Raw genomic sequence first — 12854 nt, 5'->3', positions numbered from 1 at the left:
CATGATGCGGTTGGTAGCGAGCGATATTGACGGAACGATCCTTGGACACGATGGAAAAATCAGTGACCGCACCGTCCGCGCCTTCCACGCCTGCCGGGACGCCGGCGTCGAACTCGTTTTTGTCACCGGCCGGCCGCCGCGCTGGCTGCACCCCCTGCAGGACCAGCTGGGCCACACCGGCACGGTCATCTGCTCCAACGGCGCCGTGGTCTGGAACCTCGAAACCGAACAGCTGGTGTCCGCCCGTACCCTGGCCATCAAATCCGTGCTGGAAATCCGCCGGATCATCAAGGAGCTCCGCCCGGCTGCCCTGTTCGCCGCAGAAACACTGACCGGCTTCCACCTTGAACCCGGCTTCATCGAGAACGAATCCAGCGAACTGCTCAGCGAGTTCACCCCGGCGCCGCTCGCCGAAACCCTGGCCATGGATGATTCGGTGGTGAAGTTCCTGGCCATCATCCGGGAGGGCACTCCTGACGACTTCCTCGCGGAGGTGCGGCCCGCCGTCGGGCATCTTGCGGCCGTCACACACTCGTCACCGGGAGTGGCCATGCTGGAGCTGTGCCTCCCGGGCGTCAACAAGGCGGTCACCCTGGCCGAATACGCGTCCTCGCTCGGTATCGACGCCGAGGATGTTGTGGCCTTCGGCGACATGCCGAACGATATCGAGATGCTCCGCTGGGCCGGCCACGGCTACGCGATGGCCAGCGGTCACCCGGAAGCCATCCTCGCGGCAGGCCAGCAGGCGCCGCACTTTGACGACGACGGCGTGGCCCAGGTCCTTGAGGCCAGGCTGGCGTCGCTGGGTGTCCAGCTTCCCTGAGCCATGTTCACAGCCTGCGCTCACCTGGCGTTCATCTTTGCTCCCTAGCGTGGAGGCAGGGGGCAACACCCCCTTCATGGCTCAAGGGGTAACGATGACACGGAACGTAAAACGCGGCGCTGTTGATCTGCCGCTGCGCAGGGCGACGCCTGCTCCACACTGGAAGCAGCTGAGGCAGGGCGACCGCGTCCGAGTGGTCCTCACGCCTGGTTTTGAGACCGGCGGACTGGTGGACGCGATCACCAGAGACCATGCTGCCGTATGGGTGAACCTCGACGGCGGCCGCGGGCGTACCCTGCTGCACTGCAGCGACGCTGTGGAGATCTTTCCGGAAGAGGACTAGCCGCTGCTTCATGGCATCGCGCCGCGGCCCGGCCGCTCGGGTACGCTCGCAGGGTGAGCCTGCCGTTCTTCACCCACCCCGACGTTCCTGGGTCCCTACCGCCGGTGGCCATGGCCCACCGCGGATTTTCACGGGACGGGCTGGAGAACTCCATGGCCGCGTTCCGCGCCGCCGTCGAACTCGGCTACCAGTACCTGGAAACTGATGTCCACACCACGGCGGACGGTGTGGTGCTCGTTTTCCACGACAGCACACTGGACAGGGTGACGGACGGGGCCGGCCTGATCGCGGACATGACAGCCGCCGAGGTGGCGCGGGCGCAGATCGGCGGGCGCGAGCCCGTTCCCACCTTTGATGACCTGGTCACCGGGCTGCCCGGCGTCCGCCTCAACGTGGACGTCAAGGACTGGAACTCCGTCCAAAGCCTCGCCGCCGCGATCGAACGGAACCAGGCACACCACCGGGTGCTGGTAACCAGCTTTTCCGACCGGCGGCGGCGGGCGGTGCTGAAGCTGCTGAGCCAGCAGGTCGCGTCGTCGGCCGGGGTGGTGCCCGTGGCCTTGTTTGTTGTGCTGGGGCGGGTGTTGCCGGGGCCGATTTTCCGCTGGGCCATGCGCAGGATCCTGCATGACGTCCAGGCCCTTCAGGTACCTGCGCGCCGGAGCGGCGTCCAAGTGGTCACGCCAGGATTTGTCCGGCGGGCCCACACGCTGGGGCTGGTGGTCCACGTCTGGACGATCAACGAGCCCGCGGAAATGCGCCGCCTGCTCGACCTTGGCGTGGACGGTATCGTCACCGACCGCGCGGACCTGCTCCGGGACGTGCTGCTTGAACGCGGTGAGTGGCCAGGGGGCCACCCGCCTGATTACTAGCTTGCTTCTTCCTCAGCCCCGGCCCGTGCTGGTGGACGGGTCCTGGTCGCCTTCGGTTGGATCGGCCCGGAGTTCGTCGGGGTTGCTGTCAGGCAATCCTCCTGAAACGCCCGAAACATCCCCTGTTGGGCCGGACCCTTCTGACCCTCCTGCGCTGTCCGGAGCGGAAGCGCTGCCCGCCAACCTGCCGTCGTCGTTCGCTTGGTCATTGCCAGTCTCGTCAACGTCCCCGCCAAGGGGAGATTGCGATACCGGTCCCGGAGCCGGCCCCGGCTTCAGGCCCGGAGCTTTTTGCTTCTCCGCTTCCAGGGCGTTCGATCCCTCGCTGAGGGAGGAGTGGACCTCCACGTCGCTGTTGGGATCCGAGGGCTCAGGAACATCCCGTTTCTCGACGGGATCGCTGGTCCCCGCGAGATCCTCCATGGCGTTTTCTGCTGCCTTGCCGATGCTGTCGCCGATACCCATGTGACTGCTCCTTCTGACATCGCATCCCGGCGCCCCCAGTGGACTACCGAAAGATTACCCTTCCAGAATTATCAGCATGCTTACAATTAGTCCAGAGCTGAGGTAACGGCCCCGGCCAGGCAGGAGAGGACAATTACTGTGAGCAGCTACCATCCGGAAAACGACCCCGCGAATCCTGACCAGCCGGGCAAAAGCCACTCAGACCCAGGCCAATCAGGCGTGGGCCGGCAGGGCGCTGATCAACAGGTGTTCGGACAGCAGGGAAGCGAGGACTCTGCGGACTCACCGAACCCGGACCCGGCGGACGGCAACATCACCGGGCTGGAGCCCGGAGGGGGAGTGCCTCCCGGCGAGACGCCGCCGGCGGAGGACCAGATGAGCGCCGATCAGGGCCACGAAGAATAACCCGTCCCCGGCCCGGCAGCTATCCGATCCAGCAGACTGTCCGCTCCAGTTGGCTGTCCCTGCCATGACGACGGCGGGGCTCGCGTCAGTGGCCCGATGGCTGATGCCGGTACGTGTTTCGTACCAGTGCCGTCAGCGGGCGTCGGTGGCCGCTAGTGGTCGTCCTTGGGCGGTGTAACGTGGCTGCCCTGTTCCGGGCTAACGAGCTGGCGTTTCAGGCCGTCCGTATCCAGGGCGGTGTTCCAGCTGGCCCAGTCCTGGGGACGGACGGAGGGCCGGCCCAGAAGGTAGCCCTGGCCGGCGCTGATGCCCAGCTCGGTCAGGACCTTGAGTTCGCCCACCGTCTCGATGCCTTCGGCAATCAGGGTGGTGCCGATCTGCTCGGCGAAGTCCACCAGGCAGCCGGCAAGGGCGCGCTGGATGCCGTCGTTGTCGACGTCTCCAATGACGTTCCGGCCCACCTTGAGGAAGTCCGGCCGCAGGTGCACCATCCGGCTCAGCGCGCCCGCGCCGGGGTGGGTGTCGTCGACGGCGATGCGCAGGCCACGGTCGCGCAAGGGATTGATGGCGGCAATGAACTGCGGGTACTCCTCGTCGTTCACGGATTCCGTCAGTTCGAGCACCACCCGGTTGATCGGAAGGTCGATGTGTTCGAACAGTTCCGGCAGTCGCGGGTCCAGGCATGACGTGGGCGAGATGTTCAGGGATACATACAGGTTTCCGGGAAGATCCCTGGCTGCCGCGGCGGCGGACCCGAGCGCTGAGAATTCCAGGTTCGCACCCAGGCCTACGGCTGCTGCTTCCGCGAACCACAGTTCGGCGGCGGCGCCGTCGTCGCTGACAAAGCGCGACAATGCCTCCACGCCCACCACAGTTTCTTTGGCCAGGCCGTAAATGGGCTGGAAGGCCGTCATCAGCATGTTGCTTTCAAGCAGTGCACTGATGCGGGACGTGCTGCGGATCGCGTCGATTTGTTCTGCGAACTGCGGCGGAATGGCGCTGGGTTCCAGGCGCATTTTCCTGGCGCTGTCCAGCGTTTCAACGGTGTTTGCATCGCTGCGGCGGGTTTCCAGGAGATACTCCAGCAAGGCCCTTTCGGGCACGCCGGGATTTTCATCGAGGCTCTTGCTGAGGCGTTGCCGGACTGCGGCGCCGGACGGATCCGGATCCGCCAAAACAGCGGCGATGATTCCCCACGCCTGTACACGAACCGACATTAGCAACGCCCCCAGTTGACGAAGTAATGACCCAGTGGCCCTTTGTTGTTCAATTTATAACCGCTTCTAAAGTCCAATGTTGCTGGCAAGTCCGCAAATCACTGCGATGAAAATACAGACCCAGCACGATGATCGTATATCGGGGTGGACAAAAGCGCAGTAGTTTTCGCCTTACGGGTTGGCGCTTTCCGGCTGGGCCGCCAACAGATCGGGAACCTGCTCCGGCGGAACGGGCCTGCTGAAGTAATAGCCTTGCGCGCTGAGGCAGCCCAGGCTGCGGAGGATCTCTGCCTGCTCCGCCGTTTCAACGCCTTCCCAGACGGCCTCCAGGCCGCATGCCCGGACGAGTTGCAGGACCGCCGCCACGAGGGCCGGCTGGCTGGGGTCGGTGCCCAGCCCATGGATCAGTGAACGGTCCACCTTGACCCGGTCCACCGGCAGCCGGCGGAGGTAGCTGATAGACGAATAGCCGGTGCCGAAATCGTCAATTTCGATGCCGACGCCCAGCCCGCGGAGCCCGCCCAGCGAATAGCGGTCCAGTTCGTTGCCCTTGACGATGGCTACTTCGGTCAGTTCCAGGACCACTTGTTCGGGCGCCACACCGGTTTCCTTCAGGACACTCCGGACATCCTCGATGAACTGAAGGCTTTGCAGGTCCGTGGCGGAGATGTTGATCCGGACGGAGAAACGCCCGTCCACCAACTGCCCGTCAATCCATTTCCGCAGCTGGTGCACCGCCGTGCGCAGCACCCACAGCCCCAGTTCGGAGATCAGCCCGGCTTCCTCGGCCAGCGGAATGAATTCGTCCGGCATGATCAGCCCGCGGGTGGGGTGGTTCCAGCGGACCAGGGCCTCCACGCCTTCGATCCGCCCGGAGCCGAGTTCCACCACGGGCTGATAGTGCAACGTCAGTCCGTCGGTCTTGATGGCATTCCGGAGGTCCTCCACCAGCTGGCTGCGGAGCCTCCGGACCAGCAGGAGGCCAGGTTCGAACCGGTGCAGCCTGTTCTGCCCCTCGGCCTTTGAGGCGTACATGGCGACGTCGGCCTCCATCAGCATGTCCTCCGGGGTCTGGCCTGCTCCGCCGACGCTTAGCCCGATGCTGGCTCCGCAGCGCACGCTCCGGCCCGGCAGTTCTATGGGTTCATTCAGCGACGCCAGGATGCGGTGCCCCACGATGGCCGCCTGGTCCGCGGAGACCGCCGGCATCACGATCGCAAACTCGTCCCCGCCCAGCCGGGCGACGACATCCGTGCCGCGCACGGCGCCCTGGATCCGTTCACCCACCGTGATCAGCACCTTGTCACCGGCGGTGTGGCCCAGGCTGTCGTTAATGGATTTGAAGGCGTCAAGGTCCATCAGCAGGATCACGGGCCCCTCATCCGCGCTGTCGTCCTCGATGGTGGCCCTCAGGGCGTCGATGAGTGCAGAGCGGTTGGCCAGGCCCGTCAGGGGGTCCTGCATGGCCATTTTCTGCATTTCCAGGTGCGCTTCGTGCAGGAGCTGGGTGCGGACCTGCACCCGCTGTTCGAGCTCCTCGTAGATGATCTGCAGGTCCTCCGCCAGGAGGTTGGTGCCCATGATGATCGCATCAAGCTCGTCGCGGGCTTCCGATACGTCTATCCGCGAGTTGAGGTCTCCCGATGCCAGCCGGACAATGCCTTCCAGCAGTTGCGAAAGCCGGGGGTCGTCGTCGGCAAACATCGGTTCCTCCTCCCGTGCTCAGTTGGCCCGGCTGCGGTCAGCATCCAGGGGAAGGCTCACAGTGACGGTTGTGCCGGCGCCCAACGTGGATGCCACGTCAATATGGCCGCCGTGGCGCGCCACGATGTCCTGGGTGATCGCCAGGCCGAGCCCGGTTCCCGGGATGGCTCCGGACATGGCATTGGACGCGCGGTAGAACCGGGTAAAGACGTGGTCGATTTCCTCGCTGGAGATGCCGATGCCGTTGTCAGCCACGCTGATGGTTGCCCACCGGGTGCCGTCCGGCGCCGCGTGCGACTCGCTGCCCACCTCGATCCGGCCGCCGCTTGGCGTGAACTTGATGGCGTTGGACACCAGGTTGGTGAACACCTGCTGCAGCTGCACCTCATCGGCCAGGATCTCCGGGTCCTCTGGGGCAGGATCTACCTCAATGGTGACGTTCTGCAGCTGGGCCAGGGGCCGCAGTGCCCCGGCCACCAGGTCCAGCGTCTGCCCGAGGTGCACCGGGGTGAGGTGCATCAGGTTGTCCTCAAGTCCGTTGCGGGACACGCTCAGCATGTCCTCGATCAACATCCGGAGCCGTTCGGTGTTGCGGACCACGATGTCCAGCATCTGGTGGACCTCGGGTGAGACGGGCTGCTCGGTGCTTTCCTGGATCATGTCCAGGTACGCCATGATGGACGTCAGCGGGGTCCTCAGCTCGTGGTTGACGGTGGCGAGGAAATCCGTTTTCGCCTTGTCGAGCTGCTGAAGCTGCTTGACCACCTGCTGCTGGCTGCTGATCAGGTGGCTCTGGATCAGCCCGTGCGCGGCGTTGCCGGCCACGTGTTGGATCAGGCCGAGCTCGGCGCGGGACCATTGTCGCGGCTGGTCCAACATCACCACCCAGATGATGCCCAGCGAGGAACTGCCCTCACCCATCGGCACCGCCAGCAGCGATGCCGCAGGCCCAAGTCGCCTGGTGCCGGCGGGGTCGCCCGTGCGGGCGTCCTCCTCGGACCCCTCGGAGGAGAGCGTTTCAGCCACGGCCCACAACATGTCTGCCGTCTGCCGCGCGGATTCTTCATCCGGGAGCGCTTGGTCTCCCAGCGGTTCAAGGCCCGGCCTGGTCCACGTCGCGGTAATGGGGGGAACCCGCTCGTCCTCAAACGTGGTGAGGCGGACATGGTCAGCTTTGAACGTCCGCCCAAAACCAGCCACCACATGGTTGGCGATCTCCTGCGGATCGTTGGTTCCGCGCACGGCGGCGGATACCAGCCGGAGCTGTTCACGGAGTGCCTCCGCCTCCTGCCGGAGGGTATTGCGCCGGGATACCTGGTTGATGAGGGAGGTTGCCCGGTGAACCAGTTCTTTGGGCGGCGGGGGTTTCGCAATGCAGTCATGGACGCCGGGAGGCTGCATGGCGGCCAGCTCCGCGGGGCTGTCCAGGTCCACCATCACCAGGACAGGGGCTTCTGCTTCAACGGCAGACAGGGACGTGTCAACCACGATGACTGACGGTTCGCCTGCACGCAGCAAGCGGGCCAGGCCTTCCTTATCGCCTGCAGTGTGCACCTCGTAGCCGGCACCGCGCAAGGCCTGCGCATTGAGTGCCAGCCGCCCGTCGTCGGGGTCCGCCACAAAAGCGGTGCGCGGCACAGACGGGTCCCACGGCAAATCAGCCGTCACAATGCCCCCTTCGCTCCCAGTTGAGTACATTGTAGGGCGGCGCGTCCCGGATGATCCCCTGCAGGCCGTACATCACGCCAGCGTGACGGATCAGGGCGGCCCCGTTGAGTGCGGGCGGCGCACCGCCTGGGGCCCGCCAACTGCTGGCCCCCGGCTTCGCGACATATATTTGACCTGTGTCCTCCCCAACAAAATCGGTGCGCTCCTCCTGGCAGAAGTACCTGATGATCCCCAAGCTCGCCCGGCTGTCCCGTTCTGCCCCCAAGGACAGGCCCCTGGCCTGGGATAAGTATTGGGCGGGCATCAAAGCGACCGGTCCGGGCGGTGAGGTTTTGTGGGATTCCGGCCGGGACCACGAGTTCCTCGGCTACCGGGACGTGCTGCTGCGCCACCTGGATCCCGAGCTGCCGGTAGTTGATGTGGGCTGCGGTCACGGCAGTTTCACCCGCGCCTTGGCCCGTACGTTCCGTGAAGTCGTTGGTGTTGATGTATCCGCCCATGCGGTGGCGCGGGCGGGTGCCGAGTCGGAAGGTCAGGAAGACCTGGCTGGCCGCGTCCGCTACGAGGCCCGGGACATGACAGCGCCCGGGGCCGGCCGGGGGCTGGCCGACGAACGCGGGGCCAACGTCTTCATCCGCGGCGTGCTTCACGTGCTCAGTCCTGGTGATCAGGAAGCGCTGGTGGAGAACCTTCGGGTGCTGGCCGGCAGCCGCGGCACGGTCTTCCTTGCCGAGACCAACTTCCAGGGCAATCCGCTGGACTATGTCTCACATCTGGGCGCCACCACCAGGGGCATCCCGGCCCCTCTTGAACGGGCCATCCGCGAATTGCCGATGCCCGGCCATTTCGGTCCTGCCGAACGCGCCCGGGTCCTGCCTGCGGAGAGCTGGGAACTGCTTGAGGACGGCGCGGTGGCTATCGAAACCAACCCGATGACGGACGTGGCGGCCCAGAGCCTGATCCCCGGCTACTACGCCGTGCTGCGGCCCGGGCCCTAGCTGTTCCTCTCCCTGGTTGTCCCGCGGCCTCAGAGGGTCTGCACCCTGGCTGTTTTGGGCAGTCAGCGGGCGCTGCGGCGACCGACTGGCCCCTTGACATGGAGGCTGGTCGGGAGGCTCCATAGTAAGTAGACTTACTAGTTACCTCCAGGGGAAAGGACGGCCACCATGGCACAGGATAAAGGCAATAAGACGCGCGACGCTGATGCGGACCGGGACGAAGAAGATCTGGGCGCGGGACCTGACGGCGGGAAAGTGCGTACCGGCCCGGAGTCATCGAAATCCTTGAAGTATTCGCAGGAGGTCACCTCGCCGGAGGACGAACCGGAACGCGAGGGACGCAGCCTGGTCACCACGCACCACGAAGTCATCAGGCAGTGGGCGGAGGAGCGCGACGGCGTTCCGGCCACTGTTGAAGGCACCGAGCACGGTGACCATCTTGGTGTGCTGCGGATCGACTTCGGCGGCGAAAACGACAAGCTTCGCCACATCAGCTGGGAGGAATGGTTTGAAACCTTCGACTCCCGCGGGCTGAATTTCATTTACCAGGAACAGCGCAGCGACGGCCAGCAATCGAATTTCTTCCGGCTGGAAAATCCCGGCCGGGAAGACGCCTAAGCCGCACCCGTCCTGCCGTACCGCCGCAAGACAGCACCGGACCACCTCCGGCGCCGTCCCGTCGTCGGCAGGCGCATAATCTACAGGAACTACTATGCGCGAACTTATCCCTTCCGGTTCCCTCCGCGGGATGCTGCTGCCTCCCACCTACGGCCGGCACGTCACGGATTCCACAGCCTTCACTGTGCTGAGCGTGGAAATCTGGACCACCGGTTTGGTGGTCAATATCCAGTTGGCGTCCGATCGCGAGCCGGAACCCGCCATCATCCTCCAGGACCATTTCGGCACCGAATATACGCTGCGCAGGTCCGCTAATCTGGGGTCCCGGAACCTGCAGGTTTTCACCCCGTCCGTGCCGCCGGGAACCAGGAGCCTGACCGTCAGGTCGGCGGACGAATCCCACCCCCGGCCGGTGGTGACCTTCGCCGTGCCGCTGAGGGCAGTGCGGGACAACTTTCCCGAAGCGGGTGAGGGCGATTATCCCCCGTCGTCCGAACTCCGCCGCCCCGCCTGAGTACCAAGCCCCGCCTGATTGCCAAGCCCGCCTTATTAGCGAAGAGGAGCCACCATGCAGGACACCACAGGTTTCAGCCCCACCACCGCCATCGTCACCGCATCAGACTCCGGCATCGGCAAAGCCACAGCCGTTGCGCTGGCCAGGGCGGGCATGGATGTGGGCGTCACCTGGCATTCGGACAAGGAGGGCGCAGAGGCGACCGCGGAAGAAATCCGCGGCCTGGGGCGCAAGGCGGTGGTGCGCCAGCTGGACACTACCGACCTCCAGGGCGCCGGCGCCGTCATTGACGAACTGGCGGAAGAGCTCGGCGGTGTGGACGTTTTTGTCAACAATGCGGGGACCGGTGACGGGACCAAGTTCCTGGACCTGGATGTCGAGACCTGGATGCAGACACTCGACACGAATCTCAATGGCGCCTTCGTCTGCCTGCAGGCCGCCGCCCGTCGCATGGTCCAGGCCGGCAGGGGAGGACGGCTGGTGGCAGTTACCAGCGTCCACGAATTCCAGCCGCGGGTGGGATCCTCCGCCTACGATGCCTCCAAGCACGGGCTGGGCGGGCTCATGAAAACCCTCGCCCTGGAGCTCGCCGAGCATGGCATCACTGCCAACAGCGTGGCCCCCGGCGAAATTGCCACGCCCATGACGGGGCAGGAGGATGAAGATCCCACCACGAAGGACAGGCCAGGTGTTCCACTGGGCCGGCCGGGCGACGCCAGGGAAATCGCCGCAGTGATCGCCTTCCTTGCTTCCCCGGCCTCAAGCTACGTCACTGGAGCCTCATGGGCCGTGGACGGCGGCATGCTGCAGATGGGGCCGCAGGCAGGCTCGCACATCACCAGCCACGAATGGCGGCAGGGGTAGCGGCAGCCGGCGAGGGCTTCATGGGCTGAACCTGGGCGGCGGAACCTCCCAAGGGAAGGCCAGTGTCCGCATTACGGATTTGGCAAGGGCTTTCCCGTTTTGGGCTGGCATGATGGAGCCCATGCGCATTCTTATTGCTCCGGACAAGTTCAAGGGTTCCCTTACGGCCGCTGAAGCAGCCGCCGCCATCGCCGAGGGCGCCCTGCGCGTCTACCCGGACGCCGTCGCCACGCAGTTTCCCATTGCCGACGGCGGCGAAGGCACCCTTGAAGCTGCCGTGGCAGCGGGTTACGAAGAGCGCATCAACGCCGTAGTGGGTCCCATCCTTGCCCCGGTTGGCGCGGCGTGGGCCATCCGGAAGGCCGACGGTGCCAAGGTCACTGCCGTGATTGAAACTGCCCAAGCCTCCGGACTTGCCGATATGGAGCCCACCCCCGCCAACGCGCTGCGCGCCCACAGCTACGGCTGCGGCCAGCTGATCGCTGCCGCCTTGGACGCGGGTGCCACGGAAATCGTCCTGGGACTCGGCGGATCGGCAATGACCGACGGCGGCAGCGGCGCCCTGCGCGCGCTGGGCCTGAAGCCGCTGGACGCCGCTGGCAATGTGGTGCCGCTCGGGGGCGGTTCCCTCGCGGACATCGTGGTCCTGGACGCCTCCGCGCTCGATCCCCGGCTTGCCGCCGCCACGTTCCGCATCGCCGTCGACGTCCGGAACCCGCTGTACGGCCCGCTGGGAGCGGCCCACGTCTTTTCCCCGCAGAAGGGCGCCGACCCGGAGTCCGTGGAACTGCTCGACGCCGGCCTGCGCAACTGGGCATCCCTCCTGCGGGAGGCGACGGGCCGGGACGTCAACGTCGAGGGAGCGGGCGCCGCCGGCGGCTTCCCGGCGTCGTTCCTTGCCTTCACTGATGCCGCGCTTGAAGGTGGCTTTGCGCTGGTGGCGGGACTGACCGGCCTTGCCGATCAGCTCTCCGCGGCCGACCTCGTGATCACCGGAGAAGGGTCCATGGACGGCCAGTCGCTGACCGGGAAAGCCCCGATCGCGCTCGCGGATGCGGCACGCGAACGGGGTATCCCGGTGATCGTGGTGGCCGGGCGGATCCTCGTGACTCCCGAAGACCTTGCCGGGCACGGCGTGGTGGCCGCAGCCCAGTTGCTTGACGTGGCAACGGGTCCGGAAGATGCGGTGGCCAACGCCGCCAAGTACCTGGCCTGGGCAACAAGCCAGGTACTTGAGGGCGCCTGACTAGACGATGGTGGTGTTGCGGCGGCGGCGCCAGATCAGGATCACGATCAGGGTCAGCAGGACCACACCGCCGATAACCCATGGGGTGTAATCAAGCCGCGTGGACTCGTTTTCCGCTGATTCGCCGGTTCCGGGATTAGCCGGGCCGGTGGAGGCGGTATCCCCGGGAGACGGTGTGGGAGACGCGGCTGACTGCGCCCATGCCCCTTCGGAGGATGCTGTGATTCCGTGTACATACGTTGCTGGCGCGGCCTGCGCGGCTCCGGCCGACAGCGCCGGTGCGACCAGCAGCAGCAGGGCCACGAAGGCAATCCTGAGGAATTTCCGCATGAAGTTCTCCTGTCATTGGTTGAGGATCAATGGCCTTGTAAATCCGGGGATCGCAGCGCGGTTAGGCTCGCAGCCACGGCTAGCGTCCGGCCGTGGCCCGCCTGTTCAAGTGCAGCGGGACGTAGACCAGCAGGACCACCAGCACGGCCAGGAGCACACCCCCGGCTGTCAGCCCGGCTGACCGGCCGGCGGTCACATCAAAGACCAGCGCGGCAGTTCCTGCACTCAACAGCCCTATGCCGCCCAGGGCGATTTTGGTGATGACGTCAGCGCTGGAAACCAGCGTTTCCTTGAGCCGCTTTCGGAAGAGCCTCCGGTGCACGCTGACCGGAAGAAGGATGAAGGCGGTGGTCAGGGCGGCGACCACCACGTTGACCAGGTAAAGGCCAACCTGGAAGTCATCGAGCTTCTCGAAGCGCGACTGGAAGGGGAGGGTCAGGAGGAAGCCGGCAAGAATCTGCACGCCAGTCTGCAATACGCGCAGTTCTTGGAGCAGTTCCGCCCAGTTGCGGTCCATCTGTTCCTCGCGGGTTTCGTTCCTGCCCGTCCTGCCCGTGTAGTCCTCTACATCAGACACCGCTTCTCCCTCCTGCAACAACCACTCCCTGCACCAACCACTTCCGGGTAGCTTTCTACTCCTTAGCTACCCAAAACAAGGGCAACGTTGCGCAGCGGCCACCATTTGATAAGTTTACTGATTATTCGGACCGGGCGGTGGACTTTGCTTCTCCGGCCGGGATAGCGTCGAAGGGCCGGTGCACGCGCCTTTCGAAACCGACACAGTGAA

General features: G+C 65.4%; 15 protein-coding genes. 9 read left to right on the top strand and 6 right to left on the bottom strand.

The window, feature by feature from the left end:
• The first annotated feature begins 4 nt into the window (after positions 1-4).
• The 3 genes from QF047_RS19445 to QF047_RS19435 all read left to right on the top strand — a co-directional run bounded on the left by QF047_RS19445 (position 5) and on the right by QF047_RS19435 (position 2038).
• The gene (locus tag QF047_RS19445; RefSeq protein WP_307280448.1) at positions 5-823 is read left to right on the top strand and encodes an HAD family hydrolase; all 819 of its coding nucleotides are present in this window, start codon (positions 5-7) and stop codon (positions 821-823) included.
• A gap of 94 nt (positions 824-917) precedes the next feature.
• A complete protein-coding gene (locus QF047_RS19440) occupies positions 918-1166 on the top strand; it encodes a hypothetical protein (protein ID WP_307280446.1) in 249 nt (82 codons plus the stop codon).
• A gap of 53 nt (positions 1167-1219) precedes the next feature.
• Positions 1220-2038: a glycerophosphodiester phosphodiesterase gene (locus QF047_RS19435; RefSeq protein WP_307280444.1), complete on the top strand. Its 819-nt coding sequence runs from the start codon at positions 1220-1222 to the stop codon at positions 2036-2038.
• A 12-nt stretch (positions 2039-2050) separates the two neighbouring features.
• Here the strand turns inward: QF047_RS19435 and QF047_RS19430 are convergent, their stop codons facing one another.
• Positions 2051-2503 (bottom strand): hypothetical protein, encoded by a 453-nt coding sequence (locus QF047_RS19430; protein WP_307280441.1) that lies wholly within the window; start codon positions 2501-2503, stop codon positions 2051-2053.
• 138 nt (positions 2504-2641) lie between these two features.
• Between QF047_RS19430 and QF047_RS19425 the strand changes: the two genes are divergently transcribed.
• On the top strand, positions 2642-2908 hold the full coding sequence (locus QF047_RS19425) for a DUF6480 family protein (protein ID WP_306637557.1): 267 nt from the start codon (positions 2642-2644) through the stop codon (positions 2906-2908).
• 152 nt (positions 2909-3060) lie between these two features.
• On the opposite strand, the gene QF047_RS19420 is transcribed toward QF047_RS19425, so the two are convergent.
• From QF047_RS19420 to QF047_RS19410, 3 genes are all read right to left on the bottom strand, one after another.
• A complete protein-coding gene (locus QF047_RS19420; protein WP_307280438.1) occupies positions 3061-4125 on the bottom strand; it encodes an EAL domain-containing protein in 1065 nt (354 codons plus the stop codon).
• 171 nt (positions 4126-4296) lie between these two features.
• Positions 4297-5829, bottom strand: coding sequence for a bifunctional diguanylate cyclase/phosphodiesterase (locus QF047_RS19415; RefSeq protein WP_306637563.1), 1533 nt, complete (start codon positions 5827-5829; stop codon positions 4297-4299).
• An 18-nt stretch (positions 5830-5847) separates the two neighbouring features.
• Positions 5848-7497, bottom strand: coding sequence for an ATP-binding protein (locus tag QF047_RS19410; protein WP_307280434.1), 1650 nt, complete (start codon positions 7495-7497; stop codon positions 5848-5850).
• Between the two features lie 224 nt (positions 7498-7721).
• Here QF047_RS19410 and QF047_RS19405 point away from each other — a divergent pair, with 224 nt between their 5' ends.
• The 5 genes from QF047_RS19405 (at position 7722) to QF047_RS19385 (ending at position 11737) form a co-directional block, all read left to right on the top strand.
• Positions 7722-8495, top strand: coding sequence for a class I SAM-dependent methyltransferase (locus QF047_RS19405; protein WP_307282087.1), 774 nt, complete (start codon positions 7722-7724; stop codon positions 8493-8495).
• 168 nt (positions 8496-8663) lie between these two features.
• Positions 8664-9113, top strand: coding sequence for a hypothetical protein (locus tag QF047_RS19400; RefSeq protein WP_306637566.1), 450 nt, complete (start codon positions 8664-8666; stop codon positions 9111-9113).
• Positions 9114-9207: 94 nt separating this feature from the next.
• The gene (locus QF047_RS19395) at positions 9208-9627 is read left to right on the top strand and encodes a hypothetical protein (RefSeq protein ID WP_306637567.1); all 420 of its coding nucleotides are present in this window, start codon (positions 9208-9210) and stop codon (positions 9625-9627) included.
• 54 nt (positions 9628-9681) lie between these two features.
• Entirely contained in the window at positions 9682-10491 is an 810-nt protein-coding gene (locus tag QF047_RS19390) for an SDR family oxidoreductase (RefSeq protein WP_307280430.1), read from the top strand.
• A gap of 121 nt (positions 10492-10612) precedes the next feature.
• Positions 10613-11737 carry a glycerate kinase gene (locus tag QF047_RS19385; protein WP_307280427.1) on the top strand — a complete coding sequence of 375 codons (1125 nt, stop codon included), beginning with the start codon at positions 10613-10615 and terminating at the stop codon, positions 11735-11737.
• On the opposite strand, the gene QF047_RS19380 is transcribed toward QF047_RS19385, so the two are convergent.
• Both QF047_RS19380 and QF047_RS19375 read right to left on the bottom strand, forming a co-directional pair.
• Positions 11738-12067: a LuxR family transcriptional regulator gene (locus QF047_RS19380; RefSeq protein ID WP_307280423.1), complete on the bottom strand. Its 330-nt coding sequence runs from the start codon at positions 12065-12067 to the stop codon at positions 11738-11740.
• 79 nt (positions 12068-12146) lie between these two features.
• A complete protein-coding gene (locus QF047_RS19375; protein ID WP_307280421.1) occupies positions 12147-12644 on the bottom strand; it encodes a DUF6328 family protein in 498 nt (165 codons plus the stop codon).
• Positions 12645-12854: the final 210 nt, after the last annotated feature.

The sequence above is a fragment of the Arthrobacter sp. W4I7 genome (assembly GCF_030816215.1).
Classification (GTDB): Bacteria; Actinomycetota; Actinomycetes; order Actinomycetales; family Micrococcaceae; genus Arthrobacter; species Arthrobacter siccitolerans_A.
Note: the sequence above shows the minus strand (reverse complement) of the source record. Positions and strands in the feature narration are given on the sequence as shown.

Excerpts from the sequence above, each read along its gene's own strand:
- QF047_RS19445 (WP_307280448.1), top strand. The coding sequence starts at position 5 with ATGCGGTTGGTAGCGAGCGATATTGACGGAACGATCCTTGGACACGAT.
- QF047_RS19440 (WP_307280446.1), top strand. The coding sequence starts at position 918 with ATGACACGGAACGTAAAACGCGGCGCTGTTGATCTGCCGCTGCGCAGG.
- QF047_RS19430 (WP_307280441.1), bottom strand. The coding sequence starts at position 2,503 with ATGGGTATCGGCGACAGCATCGGCAAGGCAGCAGAAAACGCCATGGAG.
- QF047_RS19420 (WP_307280438.1), bottom strand. The coding sequence starts at position 4,125 with ATGTCGGTTCGTGTACAGGCGTGGGGAATCATCGCCGCTGTTTTGGCG.
- QF047_RS19415 (WP_306637563.1), bottom strand. The coding sequence starts at position 5,829 with ATGTTTGCCGACGACGACCCCCGGCTTTCGCAACTGCTGGAAGGCATT.
- QF047_RS19405 (WP_307282087.1), top strand. The coding sequence starts at position 7,722 with ATGATCCCCAAGCTCGCCCGGCTGTCCCGTTCTGCCCCCAAGGACAGG.
- QF047_RS19400 (WP_306637566.1), top strand. The coding sequence starts at position 8,664 with ATGGCACAGGATAAAGGCAATAAGACGCGCGACGCTGATGCGGACCGG.
- QF047_RS19395 (WP_306637567.1), top strand. The coding sequence starts at position 9,208 with ATGCGCGAACTTATCCCTTCCGGTTCCCTCCGCGGGATGCTGCTGCCT.
- QF047_RS19390 (WP_307280430.1), top strand. The coding sequence starts at position 9,682 with ATGCAGGACACCACAGGTTTCAGCCCCACCACCGCCATCGTCACCGCA.
- QF047_RS19385 (WP_307280427.1), top strand. The coding sequence starts at position 10,613 with ATGCGCATTCTTATTGCTCCGGACAAGTTCAAGGGTTCCCTTACGGCC.
- QF047_RS19380 (WP_307280423.1), bottom strand. The coding sequence starts at position 12,067 with ATGCGGAAATTCCTCAGGATTGCCTTCGTGGCCCTGCTGCTGCTGGTC.